Raw genomic sequence first — 17,151 nt, 5'->3', positions numbered from 1 at the left:
GACTGCCGCTTCTTTCCCCGGCCTTGCCCATGCAGCTTTACCTTCCGATTGCCGAGGTATCGGTCAATGCCTTCCTCCTTTTGGGGTTGGGCGGGATCGTGGGCTTTCTGTCGGGCATGTTCGGCGTGGGCGGCGGGTTTCTGATCACGCCCTTGCTGTTTTTCATCGGCGTGCCGCCTGCGGTGGCGGTGGCGACCGGGGCTAATCAGGTGGTGGCCTCATCGGTTTCGGGCGTGCTGGCGCAGGTGCGGCGCAAGGCGGTGGATTTCCACATGGGCACGGTGCTGCTGATCGGCGGGATGGCCGGATCGGGCGTTGGCATCTGGGTGTTTCAGTGGATGACGCGGCTGGGGCAGGTCGATCTGTTTGTGCAACTGTCCTATGTGCTGTTTCTGGGTCTGATCGGGGCGATGATGCTGCAGGAAAGCCTGCGGTCGTGGTTTCGGTCACAAAAGGGCGGGCCGGTGCGGCGGTCACATGTGCATACTTGGGTGCATGGCCTGCCGCTGAAGATGAAGTTTCGCGCGTCGGGGCTGTATATCAGCGTGCTGCCGCCGCTGGCGGTGGGGGCGCTGGTGGGGTTTCTGGCGGCGATCATGGGGGTGGGTGGCGGGTTCGTCATGGTGCCTGCGATGATCTATCTGCTGGGGATGCCCACGAAGGTTGTCGTCGGCACATCGCTGTTCCAGATCATTTTCGTCACCGCCTTCACCACGTTGATGCATGCGGTAACCAGCCAGACGGTGGATATTCTGCTGGCCTTCCTTTTGATCGTGGGCGGCGTGATCGGGGCGCAGATCGGCACGAGCATCGGGGTGCGGCTGAAGGCCGAACAGTTGCGCATCCTGCTGGCGCTTCTGGTGCTGGCGGTATCGGTCAAGATCGCGCTGGACCTGCTATTGCGCCCGTCCGAGTTGTACTCCGTGGTGCCGGGGATATTGCCGTGAAGTGGCTGGTGCTTGCCCTTGCGCTGCTGCCCCTGCCCGCGATGGCGGCGGAAAGCATCGTGGCGGGGCTGAGCCAGAACCGCGTGTCGATCACCGCCGATTTCGATGGGTCCGAGATTTTGGTCTATGGCGCGGTGAAGCGGAACGCCCCCGCCCCCGACGAGCCGATCGAGGTGATCATCACCGTCGAAGGACCTGCCACGCCTGTCACGATCCGCAAAAAGGAACGGCGGCTGGGCATCTGGATCAACACCGACGCGGTCGAGGTGGATGCCGCGCCCAGCTTTTACGCCGTGGCCACGACCGGGCCGCTGCGGCAAATCCTGTCGGAAACCGAAGACCTGCGCCACCGCGTCACCCTGCCCCGCGTGATCCGTACCGTGGGTGCGGCGACCGAGGCGGGGGGGCCGGACGCCTTTATCGACGCGATGCAGCGCATCCGGCTGGCCGAGAGCCGCTATAAGGTGTTGCAGGGCGCGGTGGAGTTCACCGAACAAACGCTGTTTCGCGCCGATATCGTGCTGCCGTCGAACCTGACCGAAGGCGAATACCGGGTGCGCATCTTCCTGACGCGGGATGGCCGGGTGGTGGATGTGCAGAACCGGGTGGTGGGGGTGCGGAAAGAGGGGCTGGAGCGGTTGTTGTTCAACCTGTCGCGCGAACAGCCGCTGATCTATGGGCTGCTGTCGCTGTTGATGGCGGCGGGGGCGGGCTGGGCGGCCTCGGCCGGGTTCCGTATCCTGCGCAGCTAAGCGGGCACGGCGCGGGCCAGCGCGCCGGGTGCCACCCGCGCCATGCTGATGCCGCGCGCGGCGTTCAGCACCATCAAGGCGGCCCAGAGGCCGTGATTGCCAAAGGCTGGCGGCAGAATGGCCAGTGCGACAGCATAGATCGCCACCGACAGCATCATGGTGCGCCGCATCAGGGTGGTCAGCGTGGCGCCGATGAAAATGCCGTCATAGATCCAGGAGGCAACCCCGATCAGCGGGGCGGCCACCAGCCATGGCAGGAAGGCGCGGGCCTCGGCGCGCACATCGGGGGCGGTGGTCATCAGGTCGATGATCGCAGGGCCCGCCAGCGCGAAGGCGGCAGCCAGCAGGGCGGCCCCGGCAAAGCCCCATTGCATCGCCAACCGTCCGGCGCGGCGCAGGTCATCGCGCGCCCGCGCACCAACGGCCTGCCCCACCAGCGTTTCCGCCGCAAAGGCGAACCCGTCCAGCGCATAGGCGGTGATGGACAGGAATTGCAGCAGCACCTGATTGGCGGCCAGCGTCACATCGCCCTGCCGCGCGCCCAGAAAGACAAAGGTCGTAAAGCTCAGTTGCAGCAGGACGGACCGGATCATGATGTCGCGGTTGACCGCCAGCATCACCCGCAGCGCGGCACGGTCGGGCAGCCGTGCCAGCGCCGCGCGCCAGACCGGGATCAGCCCGTCGCGGCAGAGCCAGAGGCCAAGGAAAAGCCCCGTCCATTCCGCGATCAGGGTGGCGGCGGCCACGCCGCCCACGCCCCAGCCAAGGCCGAGGACGAACCAAAGGTCGAGGATGACGTTCACGCCGTTGATCCAAAGCTGCAACAGCAGCACCGCGCGGGTGCGTTCCACCGCGATCAGCCAGCCGGTCACGGCATAGGCGGCGATGGTGGCAGGCGCGCCCCAGATGCGGATGGCAAGGTATTGCTGGGCGAGGGTTTCGACCTCTTCCCCCGCCGGGGCGATGGCGAAGGCGGCTTGGAACAGAAGCCCCTGCCCCGCGATGAAGACCAACCCCGCCACCGCGCCGATCAGCAGGGCGCGCAGCAGGATGGCCCCCCGTTCGGCCATGTCACCCGCGCCATGCGCCTGTGCGGCAAGGCCCGAGGTGCCCATGCGCAGGTAACCGAAAATCCAGTAGAGCGAGATCAGGATCACCGACCCCACGCCCACCGCCCCGATGGGGGCCGCTTGTCCTAACTGCCCCACCACGCCGGTATCCACCGCGCCCAGCAGCGGGACCGTGGCATTGGACAGCACGATGGGTGCGGCGATCTTCAGCAGGCGGGAATGGGTGATGGCGGTCATGGTGGGGTGACCATGGCGGAAGGGGGCGGCGGGGGAAAGGGGGGTATTGGCAGCGCGTCCGCGGCGGTCGGGGCGGGCGCAAGAGGTGCCCGGATCGGATCAGGCGGCGAACAGGCCTGTGCCCGTGGCGGCCAGCCCTGCCCCCTCTGGCATTAGAAACAGCGTGTGCAGCCCTTGCCGCGCGGCAAGGGCGCGGCCCTTTGGTGCGCCCATGACCATCAGCGCGGTCGCCATGGCATCGGCCATCATGCAGGACTGGCCCATCACCGTGACCGAGGCGGGGGAGTTCACAAGCGGGGCAGCAGTATCCGGGTGCATCGTATGGGCCAGACGCGTGCCCCGGATATCGACGAAATGCCGATAGTTGCCAGATGTGGCGACGGCGGCATCGGCCAGCGCGATCACGGAATGATTGCCGCGCGGGGTGGCCTGTCCGGGATCGTCCGGCCTGTCGATCCCCACGGTCCAGGGGTGGCCATCCCGCCGCGTGCCCAGCGCCCGCACCTCGCCGTCGATCGAACACAGGGCGTGGGCAACACCCAGCGCGCGGGCGGTTTCTGCCAGCCGGTCGACACCGTAACCCTTGGCGATACCCGACAGATCAAGCGACAGCGGTGCGGTCTTGCGCGCAAGGCCCATCGCCGCATTGATCTGCAGTGCATCGGTCGCGCGGATACGCGGGGCGGCACTGGCGGCACGGATCGCCGACAGGTCCATCGGTGCAGGCCCGAACCCCCAGGCGCGCACCGCCACGCCCATGTTCATCTCGAACGCCCCTTCCGTCGACGCGCTGATGGCAAGGCCCGCCTCCACCACGGTGAGCAGCGCGCGCGGCAGGGGCAGCCAGACATTCAGCGGGGCCGCATTCAGGCGCATCAGCGCGCTGTCGGGTTTCCATGTGGACATCTGGTCATCCACCTCATCCACCGCCGCTTGCAGGGCGGTGGTCAGGCGAGCGCGGTGATCTTCGGGAAGCGGGCCATCCACCAGCACCTGCCAGACTGTGCCCATCGTTGGCCCTGACAGGGCCCGTTCCCCGCGATCAGTAACTGTCTTCGGCATAGCGCCCCCCGGCCTGCAAACTCTGTGTGGTGACGCCGATGGGGGCCAGAATCTCTTCCAGCGCGCCGCGCACGCCTTGCGCCATGTCGCGCCCGCCACAGACCATGATCCGCGCGCCTGTGGCGACAAGGGCGCGCACCCGGTCGGCATCGGCGCGCAGGCGATCCTGCACATGCTGGCGCGGTTCCGTGCGGGAAAAGGCGGTGTGCAGGTCCGTCAGGCGGCCATCGGCGGCCCATGTGGCCAGATCCTCCTGATACAGGAAATCCGCATCGGGGTGCCGCGCCCCGAACCACAGGTGGATCGGCCGCCGCGCCGCATTGGCGCGCGCAAAACCTGCCAGCGGCCCGATGCCCGTACCCGCGCCTACAAGGATAAGCGGGGATGATCCGGCATCCGGTTGAAAGCCGGGATTGGGTTTGACGAAGCAGCGGATGCGCTGGCCGGGTTGCAGATCCATCAACTGCCCCGAACACAGGCCGCCCGGTTGCTTGCGCACCACAATCTCGGCAAAGCCATCCCGTGTGCCGGAGGCCAGCGAATAGTAGCGCGGCAGAAGGCTGCCTTCGGGCAGGATGCCCAGCAGATCGCCGGGGCGAAAGCGGGCCATGGCCTGCCCGGACAGGCAGCCGACAAGGGTGGCGCGCGGCAGGGCAAAGCGCAGGATCGCGGTGGGGGCCTGCACCGCCTGCCCGTAATCGCGGCGCGAGATCAGGGTGATCGCCGTGCTGCGCGGTGCGGCGGGTTGATGGACCACATCCAGCGCGATGCCCATGGCCGCGCCCAGATCACGCGACCAGCGGGCAAAGCCCTGCGCTGATTGGCGGTCGATCCGGTCCAGTGGCAACAGGCTGGCCCAGCCTGCCCGCCGCGCGGCGGCGTCAAGCCGTTCGGCAAAGGCGCAGAAGGCTGGAAAGCTGCGGTCGCCAAAGCCAAGAACGACAAGCGGGACAGAGGGCAGCGGGGGAAAGGCGGCCAGCCGATCTTCCATGCCAAGGGCCGAGGCCGGGGCATCCCCATCGCCCCATGTGGCCGCCATGACGATGATCTGTTCGGCCTGCGCATAGCCCGCGGGGGCAAAGGCCGACAGCGGCGCAAGGTGAACGCTTTGCCCCGCCGCCTGTAAAGCGCGACCCAGCGCCGTGGCAAAGCCCCAGGTGCTGCCACCTTCGCTGGCGACAAGGATCACGGTCCGGGCTGCCCCTACGCTGGCCATGCGGGAAAGCGCGGCGCGGTTGCGCGGGCGGCGCAGCCAGATCAGCGCGCCGGTGACAGACAGAACCGGAACCGTCAGCGTCAGCAGGCCAAGGATCACGCCCCAAAGCGCCGCCCCTTCGCCCGTGTGCAGCAGATAGACCCATTCACCGATCCGCGCCCATGGCCCCGGTGCCGCCCAGACCAGCAGCGCGCCCGTGCCCTGATCAACATAACCGGTGCCTGCGTCGGTGGTCACGGTGAAGACATCCGCCCCATCGCCGGCATAGGGAAAGGTCAGATCGCGCAGATCGGCCACGGACAGGGCGGCGAGGGCGGGCATGTCTGCGGGGGAAAGGCCGGTCTGGCCGCTGACAGCCGTTGGAAAGGCGGGATTGGCCTCATCCGCGGGCAGAAGATCAAAGGTCGATGCTGTCATCCACAGTGCCGTCAGCGCCGTCAGCATCAGCGTCGCCACGGCGATGCGGGCGGTTTGCCCATGCCAGCGCCCGGCGGCAGGGCCGCGCAGGGCAGAAAACCAGCGCCGCCACCCGCCCTGCCGCCGCGCGATCAGGACCGCGCCGGAACAGGCCAGCACCAGCAGGGCCAGCGCGCCTGCGGCGGTGGTCCAGCGTCCGGCATCCTCCATCAGCAGGGCGCGGTGAAAATCGGTGAGCCAGTTTCGCAGCGCAGACGGATCAGCGCTACCCGCGTCCCGCCCGGTGGCCGGGTCCACCACTGCCGCCCCCGGCGCATCGCCATCAAACCAATAGGCGGTGATCCTGCCCGACGGCGCGCGGCGGATCTGCTCCACCGTCGGATGCACGAGCAGAACTTTGGCCGCAAGATCGCCCACCGTCTGCTCCGACAGGGCGGCCGGTGCAGTGACGGCCTCAATCGCCGGAAAGACCGACAGCATTGCCCCGCTGAGCGACAGCGCGATCAGAAGGGCAGCGGCCAGAAGGCCCGGCCAGCGGTGAAGGGCGCGCAGCATGCCGGTCACCTGTCAGAAGGCATAGGTGAAATCGGCGACGTAGCGCCGCCCTGCCACGGGCTGGCCTGCGCCTTCCGTCGTCAGCAGCACGGCGATTTCGCCGGGGCTGTCGCGCATATCTTCGACCGCTGCATCGACATGCAGTGTATAGCCCGCATCGAACAGGGCATCGGCAAGATCCATCGTCAGTTCAAGGCTGCGCCCGGCCCCGACACTGGCCCCGGTGATGCCGTCTACCTGCGCCACATCGCCCCCGGTCAGCCGGGCCCAATCAGACAGATGCTTGTAATACTTGGACTTCCCCCCTGCCATCCACAGGCTGCCGGCATAGGCACCCGAAGGGTCGGTCACATAGATTGCGAGATAAGCCCCCTGCCCCCCGTATTGAGACAGATTGGCCGTCAGGGTGACAGGGCGGGCCAGAGCAAGGCCGGGGGCGATGATCGCGGTGGTCAGTGCCAATGCGGCAAGAAGCGGTTTCATGTCGGATATTCCTGTCAGTTCGATTTGACCTGCGGCGCGGTGCCGTTGGTGAAAAGCCCGTTCTGCGGCGGGGCGACGGTGCCTGCGGGCGCGGCGTTGCCCGCCCCACCCTGCGCGCAGGACGGATCGTCGGCTGCGGTGCAATCGTCGCTGTCGCCGCCATTGTCATCGCCGGACCCGCTGCCGCCGCCATTGGACCAGAACCAGCTTCCCTCTTCCCCGTCCTCACTGACACGCAGGGGCGCAAGCGATGGGCCGGCGGCGGCCATCGGCGCATCATAGGCAAAGCCATGCGCCGCTACCGGTGCGTTCGCGGCCTGCGCGTCCGGTCCGGCAACAAGGGCGCTGCCTGCAAGGACAAGGGCGACTACCTGTTTCATTTTCCGTTTCTCCATCTCAGGGCGGGTGCAAGACCCGGTGTTCAGTCTTCGTTTTCGCTGCGGCTGCCGCCGCCATGGCCGTGGCCGTCGAACTCCATCTCGACGATCGACAGGGTGGCGGGGTCGAGCTTCACCTCGATCCAGCGGCCCTGTGCATCTTGGCCGGTGACCTCGTAACAGCCGTCATCGAGACGGATGCGATCCACGCGCCAGCCATTCGTTGCCGCCAGTTCCATCACCGCATCGCGCGGCTGCCACTCGGCCATCGGGACGGCGCAATCGTCATCTGCCAACGCCGGTGCGACGATCAGCAGGCAGGCGATGACAAGGCTTGTTGACAATCGGATCATGCGTGACACTCCGCAGGGCTTATCCACGCTGCCCTTTTGTGCCGTGAAACTGACGCCTGCCTGAAGCGCGGGGAAAATCTGCTTCAGGTCGCCGTCAGGTTGGCGCGGTAACAGGCGTGCAGAACGGCCCGAAGGGACACCATGCCGATGCGGATATTGCTGATCGAAGATGATCGCGTGATCGCGACCGCCATCCGCGAACAGGCCGAGGGCGAGGGTCATTCCGTCGACTGGGCGGCGCGGCTGGATGCGGCGGATGATGCGCTGGCCACCGCGCATTTCGATCTGATCCTTCTGGATCTGATGCTGCCCGACGGGCGCGGCCTGCCCTTTCTGCGCAAACTCCGCGCCGGGGGGGCAAAGACGCCTGTCATCATCATGACAGCGCTGGATCAGGTGTCCGACAGGATCGACGGGCTGAATGCCGGGGCCGATGACTATCTGGTCAAACCCTTTGATCTGAGCGAGTTGTCCGCGCGCATCGGCGCAGTGTCGCGCCGCTATGCGGGCAACCCGAACCCCTGCATCGACCTGCGCGATCTGTCCATCGACCTTGCCGCGCGCCGCCTTTTGCGGGCGGGCAAGCCCGTGCCGCTGACGGCGCGGGAATGGGTGCTGCTGGAGGCGTTCCTACAAAAACCGGGGCAGCTGCTTTCGAAATCCGTGCTGGAGGAACGCCTGTATTCCTTTGATGCCGAGGTCGAAAGCAACACGACCGAGGTGCATATCAGCCGCCTGCGCAAAAAGCTGGGGGCGGATGTCATCGTCACTGAACGCGGGCTTGGCTATCGGTTGGCGCAGCCATGAGGCCGGGGTCGATCCGCATCCGTTCGGCCATCGCGCTGTCGGTCATCGTCACGGCTTTGTGGCTGGCGACGGCGGTTCTGACCGCGCGGCTCTTGTCAGCGGAACTGGATGAGGTGTTCGATTCCGCCTTGCAGGAAACGGGGCAACGCATCCTGCAACTGGCGGTGGTCGATGTTCTGAACCGCGAAGAGGCGGGCATCACCCGCCGTGTCACCGGCCTTGCCGCGCATGACGAACATTTCACCTATGTGGTGCGCGACGATCGGGGGGGTGTCCTGCTTACCTCGCACCGCGCCGATCCGGGCGATTTCCCCGCTTTCCCGCAGTCCGGTTTCCACGACGCAGAGGTCCATCGCTATTATCAGGAATCCGCCGTGCGCGGGACGGTCATCCTGACCATCGCCGAACCCCTGTCCCACCGGAAGGAGGTCGGGGTGGAAATGGCCATCGCGCTGGCCCTGCCGCTTTTGGTCATGGTGCCGCTCAGCGTGGTGGCCATCTTTTACGGGCTGGGCTTCGGGCTGCGCCCGCTGGAGGCGCTGCGCAATCAGCTTTCGCGCCGGGGGGCCACGGCGCTTTCCCCGGTGGTGGTGGATGGATTGCCCGCCGAGCTGCGCCCGATTGCCGATACGGTGAATGATCTTCTGGCGCGGCTGGATATGGCCTTTGCCGCCGAACGCAGCTTTGCCGCCAATGCCGCGCATGAATTGCGCACGCCGCTGGCCGGGGCCTTGGCGCAGGTGCAGCGCCTGCGCCAGCAGACGACTGACACAGAGACCCGCCGCCGCGCGGATGAGGCGGAACAGACGCTGAAACGCCTGACGCGCCTGTCGGAACGGCTGATGCAACTGGCCCGCGCCGAAGGGGCGCGTCTGGTCTCCGACACCCCGACCGATCTTTGCGCCATCCTGTCGCTGGTGGTGCGCGACTTTGACCATGGGCCGGATGCGGGCCGCGTCGCCCTTGCCCTGCCCGATGCGGCGGTGATGTCGCTGGTGGACCCGGATGCCGTGGCCATCGTGGCGCGCAACCTGATCGAGAACGCGCTGCGCCATGGACAGGCCGGGGCGGTGCAGGTCCGGCTGGATACGGGCGGCACCCTGACGGTTGACAATGACAGCCCCGTCATCCCGCCCGAACAGCTTTCCCTGCTGACCGACAGGTTCGTCCGGGGCGCATCCGGGGGCGATGGCAGCGGGCTTGGCCTTGCCATCGTGCAGACAATTGCCGGGCGCATCGGATCGGACCTTCGCCTTCTCTCTCCCCTTCCCGGGCAGACCGCCGGGTTCCGTGCTGCACTTCTGTTGCAGGCACATCCACCAAACAGAATGGACCCATTGCCATGACCCTTCCCTATCAATCCGCGCATGAGGAATTGCACTACCTTGACCGGGCTGGCTGGCTGCGCGCGGCTGTCCTTGGAGCGAATGACGGCATCGTATCGGTATCATCGCTGATCGTCGGGGTGGCCGCTGCCGACCCCAGCCGCGCCGCGATCCTGATTGCCGGGGCGGCCGGGCTGGCGGCGGGGGCAATGTCGATGGCCGCCGGGGAATATGTGTCGGTCAGTTCGCAATCGGATGTGGAACGCGCCGATATCGCGCGGGAACGACAGGCCCTGCAGGACACGCCCGCCGCCGAGGAAAAGGAACTGGCGTCGATCTATGAATCCCGTGGCCTGTCACGGGAAACCGCCGCGCTGGTCGCGCGCGAGCTGACCACGAAAGACGCGCTTGGCGCGCATATGCGCGATGAGCTGGGCCTGTCAGACCTGCACGCCGCCAATCCGTTGCAGGCGGCATTGGCATCGGGGCTGACCTTCACGGTGGCGGCTGCGGTGCCGCTGGCCGCCGCCGCCATCGCGCCCGAGGCGCAGATCATTCCGGCGGTCGTCGTGGCCACGCTGATCAGCCTTGCCGGGCTTGGCGCGCTGGGGGCCTATGCCGGGGGCGCGCCGAAACTGCGGGCCACGGCGCGGGTGCTGTTCTGGGGCGCGGCGGCGATGGCGATCACCGCGGGTGTGGGCCGGATCTTTGGCGTGTCGGTGTGATGGCCGCGGCGGGGTGCACCCGCCGCGTCACTCGGCCGTTTCAGGCATCAGGAAATGCCCGGTCCCTTGGGCGAACAGGCGGGATCGGTTGTCTTGCCACGCCTCGACATGCACCGAGGCATAGCGGCGGCCAGAGCGGTTGACGCGCGCGCGGGCATAGGCATCGCGCGGCAGGCCCGTGCGCAGATAATCCACTGTGAAATCAATGGTCTTGGGCAGGCGCAGCGGCGTGGCCGCAATCGCGGCAGGGTCAAGTTTACCTGCCTCCATCTCTTCCCACAGGATCGACCAGGACAGTTCGATGATCGCCGCCACCTCAAGGAAAGCCGCCGTCACCCCGCCATGCAGGGCGGGCAGCGCGGGGTTGCCGATCAGCTTTTCGTCAAAGGGCAGGATGGCCGTCAGCTCATCGCCGCGCCGGTCGAACTGGATGCCGAGGTATTGGATATAGGGCACGCCCGACAGCAATGATTTTAGCGCGCCGTCGCGGCGCTGCTTGATCACCTGCACGGGTTCGGGTCTGGCGCGGGTCATGTCATCCCCTTTGGTCGGTCAAGGGTGAAGGCCCCGGTGGCGGCAGCGACGGGGCGGGTGTCATCTTCATCCGTCGCGGTGACGCGGACAAAGGCGACAGAGCGGGTGACGTGATAGCATTCCGCCCGCGCGGTGATGGTCTGGCCCGGCGTGGCGGCGCGGAAATAGTCGATCCGCAGGTCCAGCGTCGCGGTGGTGGTGGGGGCCGCCGGGTGACACATCACCGCCGCCCCGCTGGCCGTATCCATCAGCGCCGAAACCGCGCCGCCATGCAGCACGCCCGTCGCCGGATCGCCCACGAAACGCTGGTCATAGGGCATGGTCATCACCACCCGCCCTTCGCCCAGACTTTCCAGCCGCATTCCCAACGCGCGGGAATGGGGTATCGCCTCGATAAAGCGCCGCGCAAGCGCCACCACATCCGGTGCCGTAAGGTCGCTCATTGCCAAACCCCTTTTGCACCCATTAATCCGCGCCCCGCCCGCGATGTGCAAGACCTGCCCTATGGTCAGTGTCACCCTCAGGCGGCGATTGCGCGATGGCCCCGGTTGGGCCTATGCTGATCCGGTAGGAGTACGCCGATGTCCGAGACCCGCCTCAGCTTCAAGGAGATGTGCGCGAAGTTCGACGTGACGCCGCGCACGCTGCGGTATTACGAATATATCGAACTGTTGCAGCCCGAAAAGGAAGGCCGCGCCCGGTTCTATGGCCCGCGCGAGGTGGCGCGGATGACGCTGATCCTGCGCGGACGGCGGTTCGGCTTCAGCCTTGAGGAAATCCGCCAATGGCTGCTGATCTATCGGCAAAAGGGCACGCGGCCGCAGCTTGAGGCATGGTTGTCGATGGCCGACCGCCAGCTTGCCGCCCTGTCGGCGCAGGTGGAAGAGATGCAGACCTCGATCGCCGATCTGCACGCGCTGCGCGAGACGGCGGTGGATGAGCTGTCAAAGCTGCCAGAAGACTGATCGCGACAGACTGATCTCCACAGACCGAACCCCGCACGTCCCGCGTCACGCCCGACCTCGGGCCACGACATAACGTCATGCGGGACCGTGACGCCACGTTACGTTTACGTTCACGTCAACTCGTCTGGTAAGGTTCCGTAACATCACCAGATTCCGTGCATCATTGGATGCAAGACGAGTGAACAGATGACCGCACCACTGACCGCCAAGGAAGACTTGCTGACGATCCGCGACATGTGCGCCGCCTTTGACGTGACGCCGCGCACCCTGCGGTTCTATGAGGCGAAGGAACTGCTGTCGCCCGTCCGGCGCGGCACCGCGCGCTTTTACACCTATCGCGACCGCGCGCGGCTGAAGTTGATCCTGCGGGGCAAACGCTTCGGCTTTTCGCTGGAGGATATCCGCCAGCTGCTGGACATGTACGACCGCGACGGCCGCCAGCAAGAGGCCCAACTGCGCCGCACCTTCGAGGTGGCACAGGACAGGCTGGCCCAGATGGAACGCCAGCGCGCCGAACTGGATGAGGCGATTGCCGAACTGAAAGACCAGATCGCCTGGGGAGAGGGCATGTTGGCCGCTTTCCAGAAGGCCGCCGAATAGCGCCGCAAGGCCAGAAACAGAACACGACCGCCCGAATTTCGACCGGAGGAGACCGCCGATGCCCAGCTACACCGCGCCCGTCAAGGACATGCAATTCGTGCTCCATGACCTGTTGCAGATCACCACATCTGATATTCCCGGCTATGCCGATCTGGATGCGGGTTTCACCGCCGCCGTGCTGGAGGAAGCGGGCAAGCTGGCATCAGACGTGCTTGCACCCCTGAACGCGGTGGGGGATCGTGAGGGTTGCGTGCTGGAAAACGGCGTGGTCCGCACGCCCACGGGGTTCAAGGCGGCCTTCGATCAGTTGAAAGAAGGCGGCTGGACCGCGCTGGATTGCGATCCTGATTATGGCGGGCAAGGGCTGCCCTACCTCATGGGCACCGCGGTGGGCGAGATTTTCGTGGCCGCCAACATGGCGCTGAACATGTATCAGGGCCTGACCCACGGCGCCTATTCCGCGATCCATGTGCATGGCACGGCCGACCAGAAGGCAACCTATCTGCCCAAGATGGTATCCTGCGACTGGACCGGCACCATGAACCTGACCGAGCCGCATTGCGGCACCGATCTGGGGATGATGCGCACCAAGGCCGAACCGCAGGCGGATGGCAGCTACAAGATCACCGGACAGAAGATCTTCATCTCAGCCGGTGAGCATGACATGGCCGAGAACATCATCCATCTGGTGCTGGCCAAGGCCCCGGGCGGGGGTGAGGGGACGAAGGGCATCTCGCTTTTCATCGTGCCGAAGTTTCTGGTCAATGCCGACGGGTCGCTCGGGCAGCGCAACAGCCTTTCGGTCGGCAAGATCGAAGAAAAGATGGGCATTCACGGCAATGCCACCTGCGTGATGAACTATGACGGGGCGACCGGCTGGCTGCTGGGCGATCTGCACAAGGGCATGCGCGCCATGTTCACCATGATGAACGAAGCCCGCATCGGCGTGGGCGTGCAGGGCTATGCCGTGGCCGAGGCCGCCTATCAGAACGCGGTCGCCTATGCCAAGGACCGGCTTCAGGGCCGCGACGTGACCGGGGTGAAGAACCCCGCCGGTCCGGCCGATCCGCTGATCGTGCATCCCGATATCCGCCGCAACCTGATGGATCAGAAAAGCTTTGTCGAAGGCGCGCGCGCCTTCACCTTCTGGGGCGCCTCGTTGATCGACCGGGCGCACCGCACCGGCGATGACAGCGCCGAGGGGCTGATTTCGCTGCTTACACCCGTCATCAAGGGCTTCCAGACCGACAAGGGGTTCGATGTCGCCGTCGCCGCGCAGCAGGTCTATGGCGGGCATGGCTATATCGAGGAATGGGGCATGTCCCAATTCGCCCGCGATGCCCGGATCGCCATGATCTATGAAGGTGCCAACGGGATTCAGGCGCTGGATCTGGTGGCGCGCAAGCTGGCCGCGGATGGCGGCAAGCATGTGATGGCCTTCTTTGATCTGGTGAAGACCTTCGTGAAGGAAAACGAAGAGGACACCCGGCTGAAAGCAGGCTTCCTTGACCCGCTGAAACAGGCGTCCAAGGCGATGCAGGGCGCGGGGATGTATTTCATGCAGAACGGCATGAAATCGCCCAATGCGGCGCTGTCGGGCAGCTATGATTTCATGCATCTGATGGGCCATGTCTGCCTTGGCCTGATGTGGGCCAAGATGGCCAAGGCCGCCTATGCGGCGCTGGATGCAGGGGCCGCGGATCGCGACTTCTACGAGGCCAAGATCGCCACGGGCCGCTACTACATGGCCCGCCAACTGCCCGCCTGCGCGATGCATCTGGCGCGGATCGAGTCCGGCGCGGAACCGGTGATGGCGCTGACGGCAGAGGCGTTCTAAGGTTCGGGGGCAACATATCCGGGGGCCACGAATTTTCTGCGAAAATTCAGCCCCCGCGCCCCAGATCAAAGGAGGCCTCATGCCAAAACGCTTTCGCCTGACCCGCCGTTTCCCCGTCGCCATGACCGAGGACGGCTATCGCAAGCTGAAGCGCTTTGCGCAGGAGGCAGGGCTGGATGAGGGTGAGGCGCTGTCGTTCCTGTTCGAGAATTTCGACAGCGTGACGCATACGGAAAACCTGACCCACCGCCTGCGCCTGTTCAATTCGGAACTGGAAGACCGAAAGCGGTAGTGCGGGATGGAGAGGGAGGAATTGGGTATTTGGGCCAAGATGAAAGGGCAAGGTCACGCTGCATCCCGAGCCTGGGGTTTGGCTAACCTTCGGGCGGAATGCAGCGCTTCACCTTGGGCGGTCATCGGCTCCCCAGCCTGTACCGCGAGACAGACTCTGACGCTTAAAGATTAAGGAAATGTTGCTTCATCTTGGCGAAAATACCCTGGGGGTCCGGGGGTGAAACCCCCGGGTGCCGGGGCAGGGAGGGACGGATGACGATGAAGCTCTATTGTTTTGGCGAAAGCGGCAATGCGTATAAATGTGCGCTGGCCTTGACGCTGACCGATACGGAATGGACGCCAGTTTTCGTGGACTTCTTCAAGGGCGAGGCGCGCAGCGACGCCTTTCGCGCCATCAACGCGATGGGCGAGGTCCCCGTTCTGGTGGATGGGGATACCACTCTGTCGCAATCGGGCGTGATCCTGGACTACATCAGCTCCAAGACCGGCAAGATGGGCGGCCGGTTGGCGGCGGAACGGCGCGAGGTGTTGCGCTGGCTGTTCTGGGACAATCACAAGCTGTCCACCCAGATCGGGACGACGCGGTTCCTGTCCAACTTCCTGCCTGCCGACAAGCGGCCCGAAGGCGTGATCCCCTTTCTGCAGGGGCGGCTGAAGGCGGCCTACACGGTGCTGAACGATCATCTGGCGGGGCGGACATGGATGGTGGGCGATGCGCCGACGATCGCTGATCTGTCCTGCTGCGGGTATCTTTATTACCCCGAACCCTACGGCTTTGACCGCAAGGACTGGCCCCATATCGACCGTTGGCTGGATGGCATCGCCGCCCTGCCCGGTTGGAAACACCCCTATGACATGATGCCCGGCAACCCCAGCGACCGGGCATAAGGAGACGACGATGATCGACGCATATATCTATGACACCGTCCGCAGCCCGCGCGGCAAGGGCCGCGCAGATGGGGCGCTGCATGAGCTGACCTCGGTCGCGCTGTCGGCCAAGGTTCTGAACGCGATCAAGGATCGCAACGGGCTGGAGGGGCACGCCGTCGAGGATGTGATCTGGGGCAATGTCACCCAGGTGGGCGAACAGGGCGGCTGTCTGGCGCGGTCTGCGGTGCTGGCCTCCGACCTGGATCAATCGATCCCGGGTTTGGCCATCAACCGGTTCTGCGCGTCGGGGATGGAGGCGGTGAACCTTGCCGCCAATCAGATCCGGGGCGGCGCCGGGTCGGCCTATATCGCCGGCGGGGTCGAGATGATGGGCCGCGTTGCAATGGGCAGCGATGGCGCAGCGATTGCCGTGGACCCGAGCCTTGCGATGAAGACCTATTTCGTCCCGCAGGGCATCAGCGCCGATATCATCGCCACCGAATATGGCTTTACCCGCGACATGGCAGATGCACTGGCCGTGGAATCCCAGCGCCGGGCGGCGGCGGCCTGGGCCGATGGGCGGTTTGCGAAATCCGTCATCACCATCCGCGACCAGAACGGTCTGCCGATCCTGTCCACTGACGAATACATGCGCCCCGGCACGGATATGCAGAGCCTGGGCGCGCTGAAGGCCAGCTTCAAGGACATGGGCGAGGTGATGCCCGGCTTCGACAAAATCGCCCTGATGAAATACCCGCATCTGGAGCGGATCGAGCATATCCACCATGCCGGAAATTCCAGCGGCATCGTGGACGGGGCCGCCGCCGTGCTGATCGGCGATGCCGAATTCGGCCGCGCCTATGGGTTGAAGCCGCGGGCGCGCATCCTGTCGACGGCCAAGATCGGCACTGATCCCACGATCATGCTGACCGGGCCGGTGCCGGTGACAGAGAAAATCCTGCGCGACAGTGGCATGGCGATTTCAGACATTGATCTGTTCGAGGTGAACGAGGCTTTTGCGTCGGTCGTGCTGCGCTTCATGCAGGCCTTTGATGTGGACCCGGCGCTGGTGAACCCCAATGGCGGCTCTATCGCCATGGGTCACCCGCTGGGCGCGACCGGGGCGATCATCATCGGCACCCTGCTGGATGAGCTGGAACGTACGGGCAAGGGTGTGGGTCTGGCCACGCTGTGCATCGCATCCGGCATGGGTGCGGCCACGATCATCGAGAGGGTGTGATGCCAAAGCTCGACCTGTCCGCTGTTCCGGTTAAGACCGGATCGATCTACCCCGCGCCCTATGCGGCGATGATGGAGGGGCGGTCCTCGCTGCGTCTGGGGCAGGCGGGCGGGTTGACGCAATTCGGGGTGAACCTTGTGACGCTGGAGCCCGGCGCGCTGTCATCGCTGCGGCACTGGCATCTGCACGAAGACGAGTTCGTGATGGTGACAGAGGGCGAATGCGTGATGGTCACCGATGCGGGGGAAGAGGTGATGCGCCCGGGCGATTGCGCGGCCTTTCCGGCGGGTCTGGCGGACGGGCATCATTTCATCAACCGCAGCGCGGAGGTGGCGCGGTTCCTTGTCGTGGGCAGCAAGGCCCCGCGCGAGGTGGCGACCTATTCGGATGTGGACCTGATGGTCGAGATGGCGGGGGGGAAGGCCACCTTCACCCACAAGGACGGATCGCCCTATGTGCCGGAGGATGCAGGGAAATGACGGGCC

At 65.7% G+C, this 17,151-nt stretch carries 20 protein-coding genes; 12 read left to right on the top strand and 8 right to left on the bottom strand.

Going from position 1 to position 17,151, the window contains the following annotated elements:
• Positions 1-29 precede the first annotated feature (29 nt).
• The gene (locus tag RSE12_04700; protein WRH63639.1) at positions 30-947 is read left to right on the top strand and encodes a sulfite exporter TauE/SafE family protein; all 918 of its coding nucleotides are present in this window, start codon (positions 30-32) and stop codon (positions 945-947) included.
• Entirely contained in the window at positions 944-1,699 is a 756-nt protein-coding gene (locus RSE12_04695; protein ID WRH63638.1) for a TIGR02186 family protein, read from the top strand. Before RSE12_04700 ends, RSE12_04695 begins: the two co-directional genes overlap by 4 nt.
• Here RSE12_04695 and RSE12_04690 read toward each other — a convergent pair.
• The 6 genes from RSE12_04690 to RSE12_04665 all read right to left on the bottom strand — a co-directional run bounded on the left by RSE12_04690 (position 1,696) and on the right by RSE12_04665 (position 7,469).
• Positions 1,696-3,006 (bottom strand): MATE family efflux transporter, encoded by a 1,311-nt coding sequence (locus tag RSE12_04690; protein WRH63637.1) that lies wholly within the window; start codon positions 3,004-3,006, stop codon positions 1,696-1,698. The two genes, RSE12_04695 and RSE12_04690, sit on opposite strands and share 4 nt — an antisense overlap.
• 99 nt (positions 3,007-3,105) lie before the next feature.
• Positions 3,106-4,017, bottom strand: a complete 912-nt coding sequence (locus RSE12_04685; GenBank protein ID WRH63636.1) for an FAD:protein FMN transferase — start codon at positions 4,015-4,017, stop codon at positions 3,106-3,108.
• 31 nt (positions 4,018-4,048) lie between these two features.
• The gene (locus RSE12_04680; GenBank protein ID WRH63635.1) at positions 4,049-6,256 is read right to left on the bottom strand and encodes a PepSY domain-containing protein; all 2,208 of its coding nucleotides are present in this window, start codon (positions 6,254-6,256) and stop codon (positions 4,049-4,051) included.
• A gap of 12 nt (positions 6,257-6,268) precedes the next feature.
• The gene (locus tag RSE12_04675) at positions 6,269-6,739 is read right to left on the bottom strand and encodes a DUF2271 domain-containing protein (GenBank protein ID WRH63634.1); all 471 of its coding nucleotides are present in this window, start codon (positions 6,737-6,739) and stop codon (positions 6,269-6,271) included.
• Positions 6,740-6,753: 14 nt separating this feature from the next.
• On the bottom strand, positions 6,754-7,119 hold the full coding sequence (locus RSE12_04670; GenBank protein WRH63633.1) for a hypothetical protein: 366 nt from the start codon (positions 7,117-7,119) through the stop codon (positions 6,754-6,756).
• A 41-nt stretch (positions 7,120-7,160) separates the two neighbouring features.
• Positions 7,161-7,469: a PepSY domain-containing protein gene (locus RSE12_04665; protein WRH63632.1), complete on the bottom strand. Its 309-nt coding sequence runs from the start codon at positions 7,467-7,469 to the stop codon at positions 7,161-7,163.
• A 147-nt stretch (positions 7,470-7,616) separates the two neighbouring features.
• On the opposite strand from RSE12_04665, the gene RSE12_04660 reads away from it, so the two are divergent.
• From RSE12_04660 to RSE12_04650, 3 genes are read left to right on the top strand one after another with little or no spacing between them, the layout of a single operon-like run.
• Positions 7,617-8,276, top strand: coding sequence for a response regulator transcription factor (locus tag RSE12_04660; protein WRH63631.1), 660 nt, complete (start codon positions 7,617-7,619; stop codon positions 8,274-8,276).
• Positions 8,273-9,622 (top strand): ATP-binding protein, encoded by a 1,350-nt coding sequence (locus RSE12_04655; GenBank protein ID WRH63630.1) that lies wholly within the window; start codon positions 8,273-8,275, stop codon positions 9,620-9,622. Before RSE12_04660 ends, RSE12_04655 begins: the two co-directional genes overlap by 4 nt.
• Positions 9,619-10,326: a VIT family protein gene (locus tag RSE12_04650; GenBank protein ID WRH63629.1), complete on the top strand. Its 708-nt coding sequence runs from the start codon at positions 9,619-9,621 to the stop codon at positions 10,324-10,326. Before RSE12_04655 ends, RSE12_04650 begins: the two co-directional genes overlap by 4 nt.
• A 27-nt stretch (positions 10,327-10,353) precedes the next feature.
• On the opposite strand, the gene RSE12_04645 is transcribed toward RSE12_04650, so the two are convergent.
• Positions 10,354-10,860 carry a PaaI family thioesterase gene (locus RSE12_04645; protein ID WRH63628.1) on the bottom strand — a complete coding sequence of 169 codons (507 nt, stop codon included), beginning with the start codon at positions 10,858-10,860 and terminating at the stop codon, positions 10,354-10,356.
• Positions 10,857-11,303 (bottom strand): PaaI family thioesterase, encoded by a 447-nt coding sequence (locus RSE12_04640; protein WRH63627.1) that lies wholly within the window; start codon positions 11,301-11,303, stop codon positions 10,857-10,859. Before RSE12_04640 ends, RSE12_04645 begins: the two co-directional genes overlap by 4 nt.
• Positions 11,304-11,441: 138 nt before the next feature.
• Between RSE12_04640 and RSE12_04635 the strand changes: the two genes are divergently transcribed.
• From RSE12_04635 to RSE12_04605, 7 genes are all read left to right on the top strand, one after another.
• A complete protein-coding gene (locus RSE12_04635) occupies positions 11,442-11,825 on the top strand; it encodes a MerR family DNA-binding transcriptional regulator (GenBank protein WRH63626.1) in 384 nt (127 codons plus the stop codon).
• A 186-nt stretch (positions 11,826-12,011) separates the two neighbouring features.
• Positions 12,012-12,425 (top strand): MerR family DNA-binding transcriptional regulator, encoded by a 414-nt coding sequence (locus RSE12_04630; GenBank protein WRH63625.1) that lies wholly within the window; start codon positions 12,012-12,014, stop codon positions 12,423-12,425.
• Positions 12,426-12,483: 58 nt separating this feature from the next.
• Positions 12,484-14,262 carry an acyl-CoA dehydrogenase C-terminal domain-containing protein gene (locus RSE12_04625; protein ID WRH63624.1) on the top strand — a complete coding sequence of 593 codons (1,779 nt, stop codon included), beginning with the start codon at positions 12,484-12,486 and terminating at the stop codon, positions 14,260-14,262.
• Between the two features lie 79 nt (positions 14,263-14,341).
• Positions 14,342-14,554, top strand: coding sequence for a hypothetical protein (locus tag RSE12_04620; GenBank protein WRH63623.1), 213 nt, complete (start codon positions 14,342-14,344; stop codon positions 14,552-14,554).
• Between the two features lie 254 nt (positions 14,555-14,808).
• A complete protein-coding gene (locus RSE12_04615; GenBank protein WRH63622.1) occupies positions 14,809-15,444 on the top strand; it encodes a glutathione S-transferase family protein in 636 nt (211 codons plus the stop codon).
• A 10-nt stretch (positions 15,445-15,454) separates the two neighbouring features.
• Positions 15,455-16,666, top strand: coding sequence for an acetyl-CoA C-acetyltransferase (locus RSE12_04610; GenBank protein WRH63621.1), 1,212 nt, complete (start codon positions 15,455-15,457; stop codon positions 16,664-16,666).
• Positions 16,666-17,145, top strand: coding sequence for a cupin domain-containing protein (locus RSE12_04605; protein WRH63620.1), 480 nt, complete (start codon positions 16,666-16,668; stop codon positions 17,143-17,145). Before RSE12_04610 ends, RSE12_04605 begins: the two co-directional genes overlap by 1 nt.
• Positions 17,146-17,151 lie beyond the last annotated feature (6 nt).

The organism is Fuscovulum sp. (assembly GCA_035192965.1).
In the GTDB taxonomy this organism is placed as follows: Bacteria; Pseudomonadota; Alphaproteobacteria; order Rhodobacterales; family Rhodobacteraceae; genus Paragemmobacter.
The sequence above is the reverse complement of the archived record's forward strand: the minus strand, read 5'-3'. Positions and strand labels throughout refer to the sequence as shown.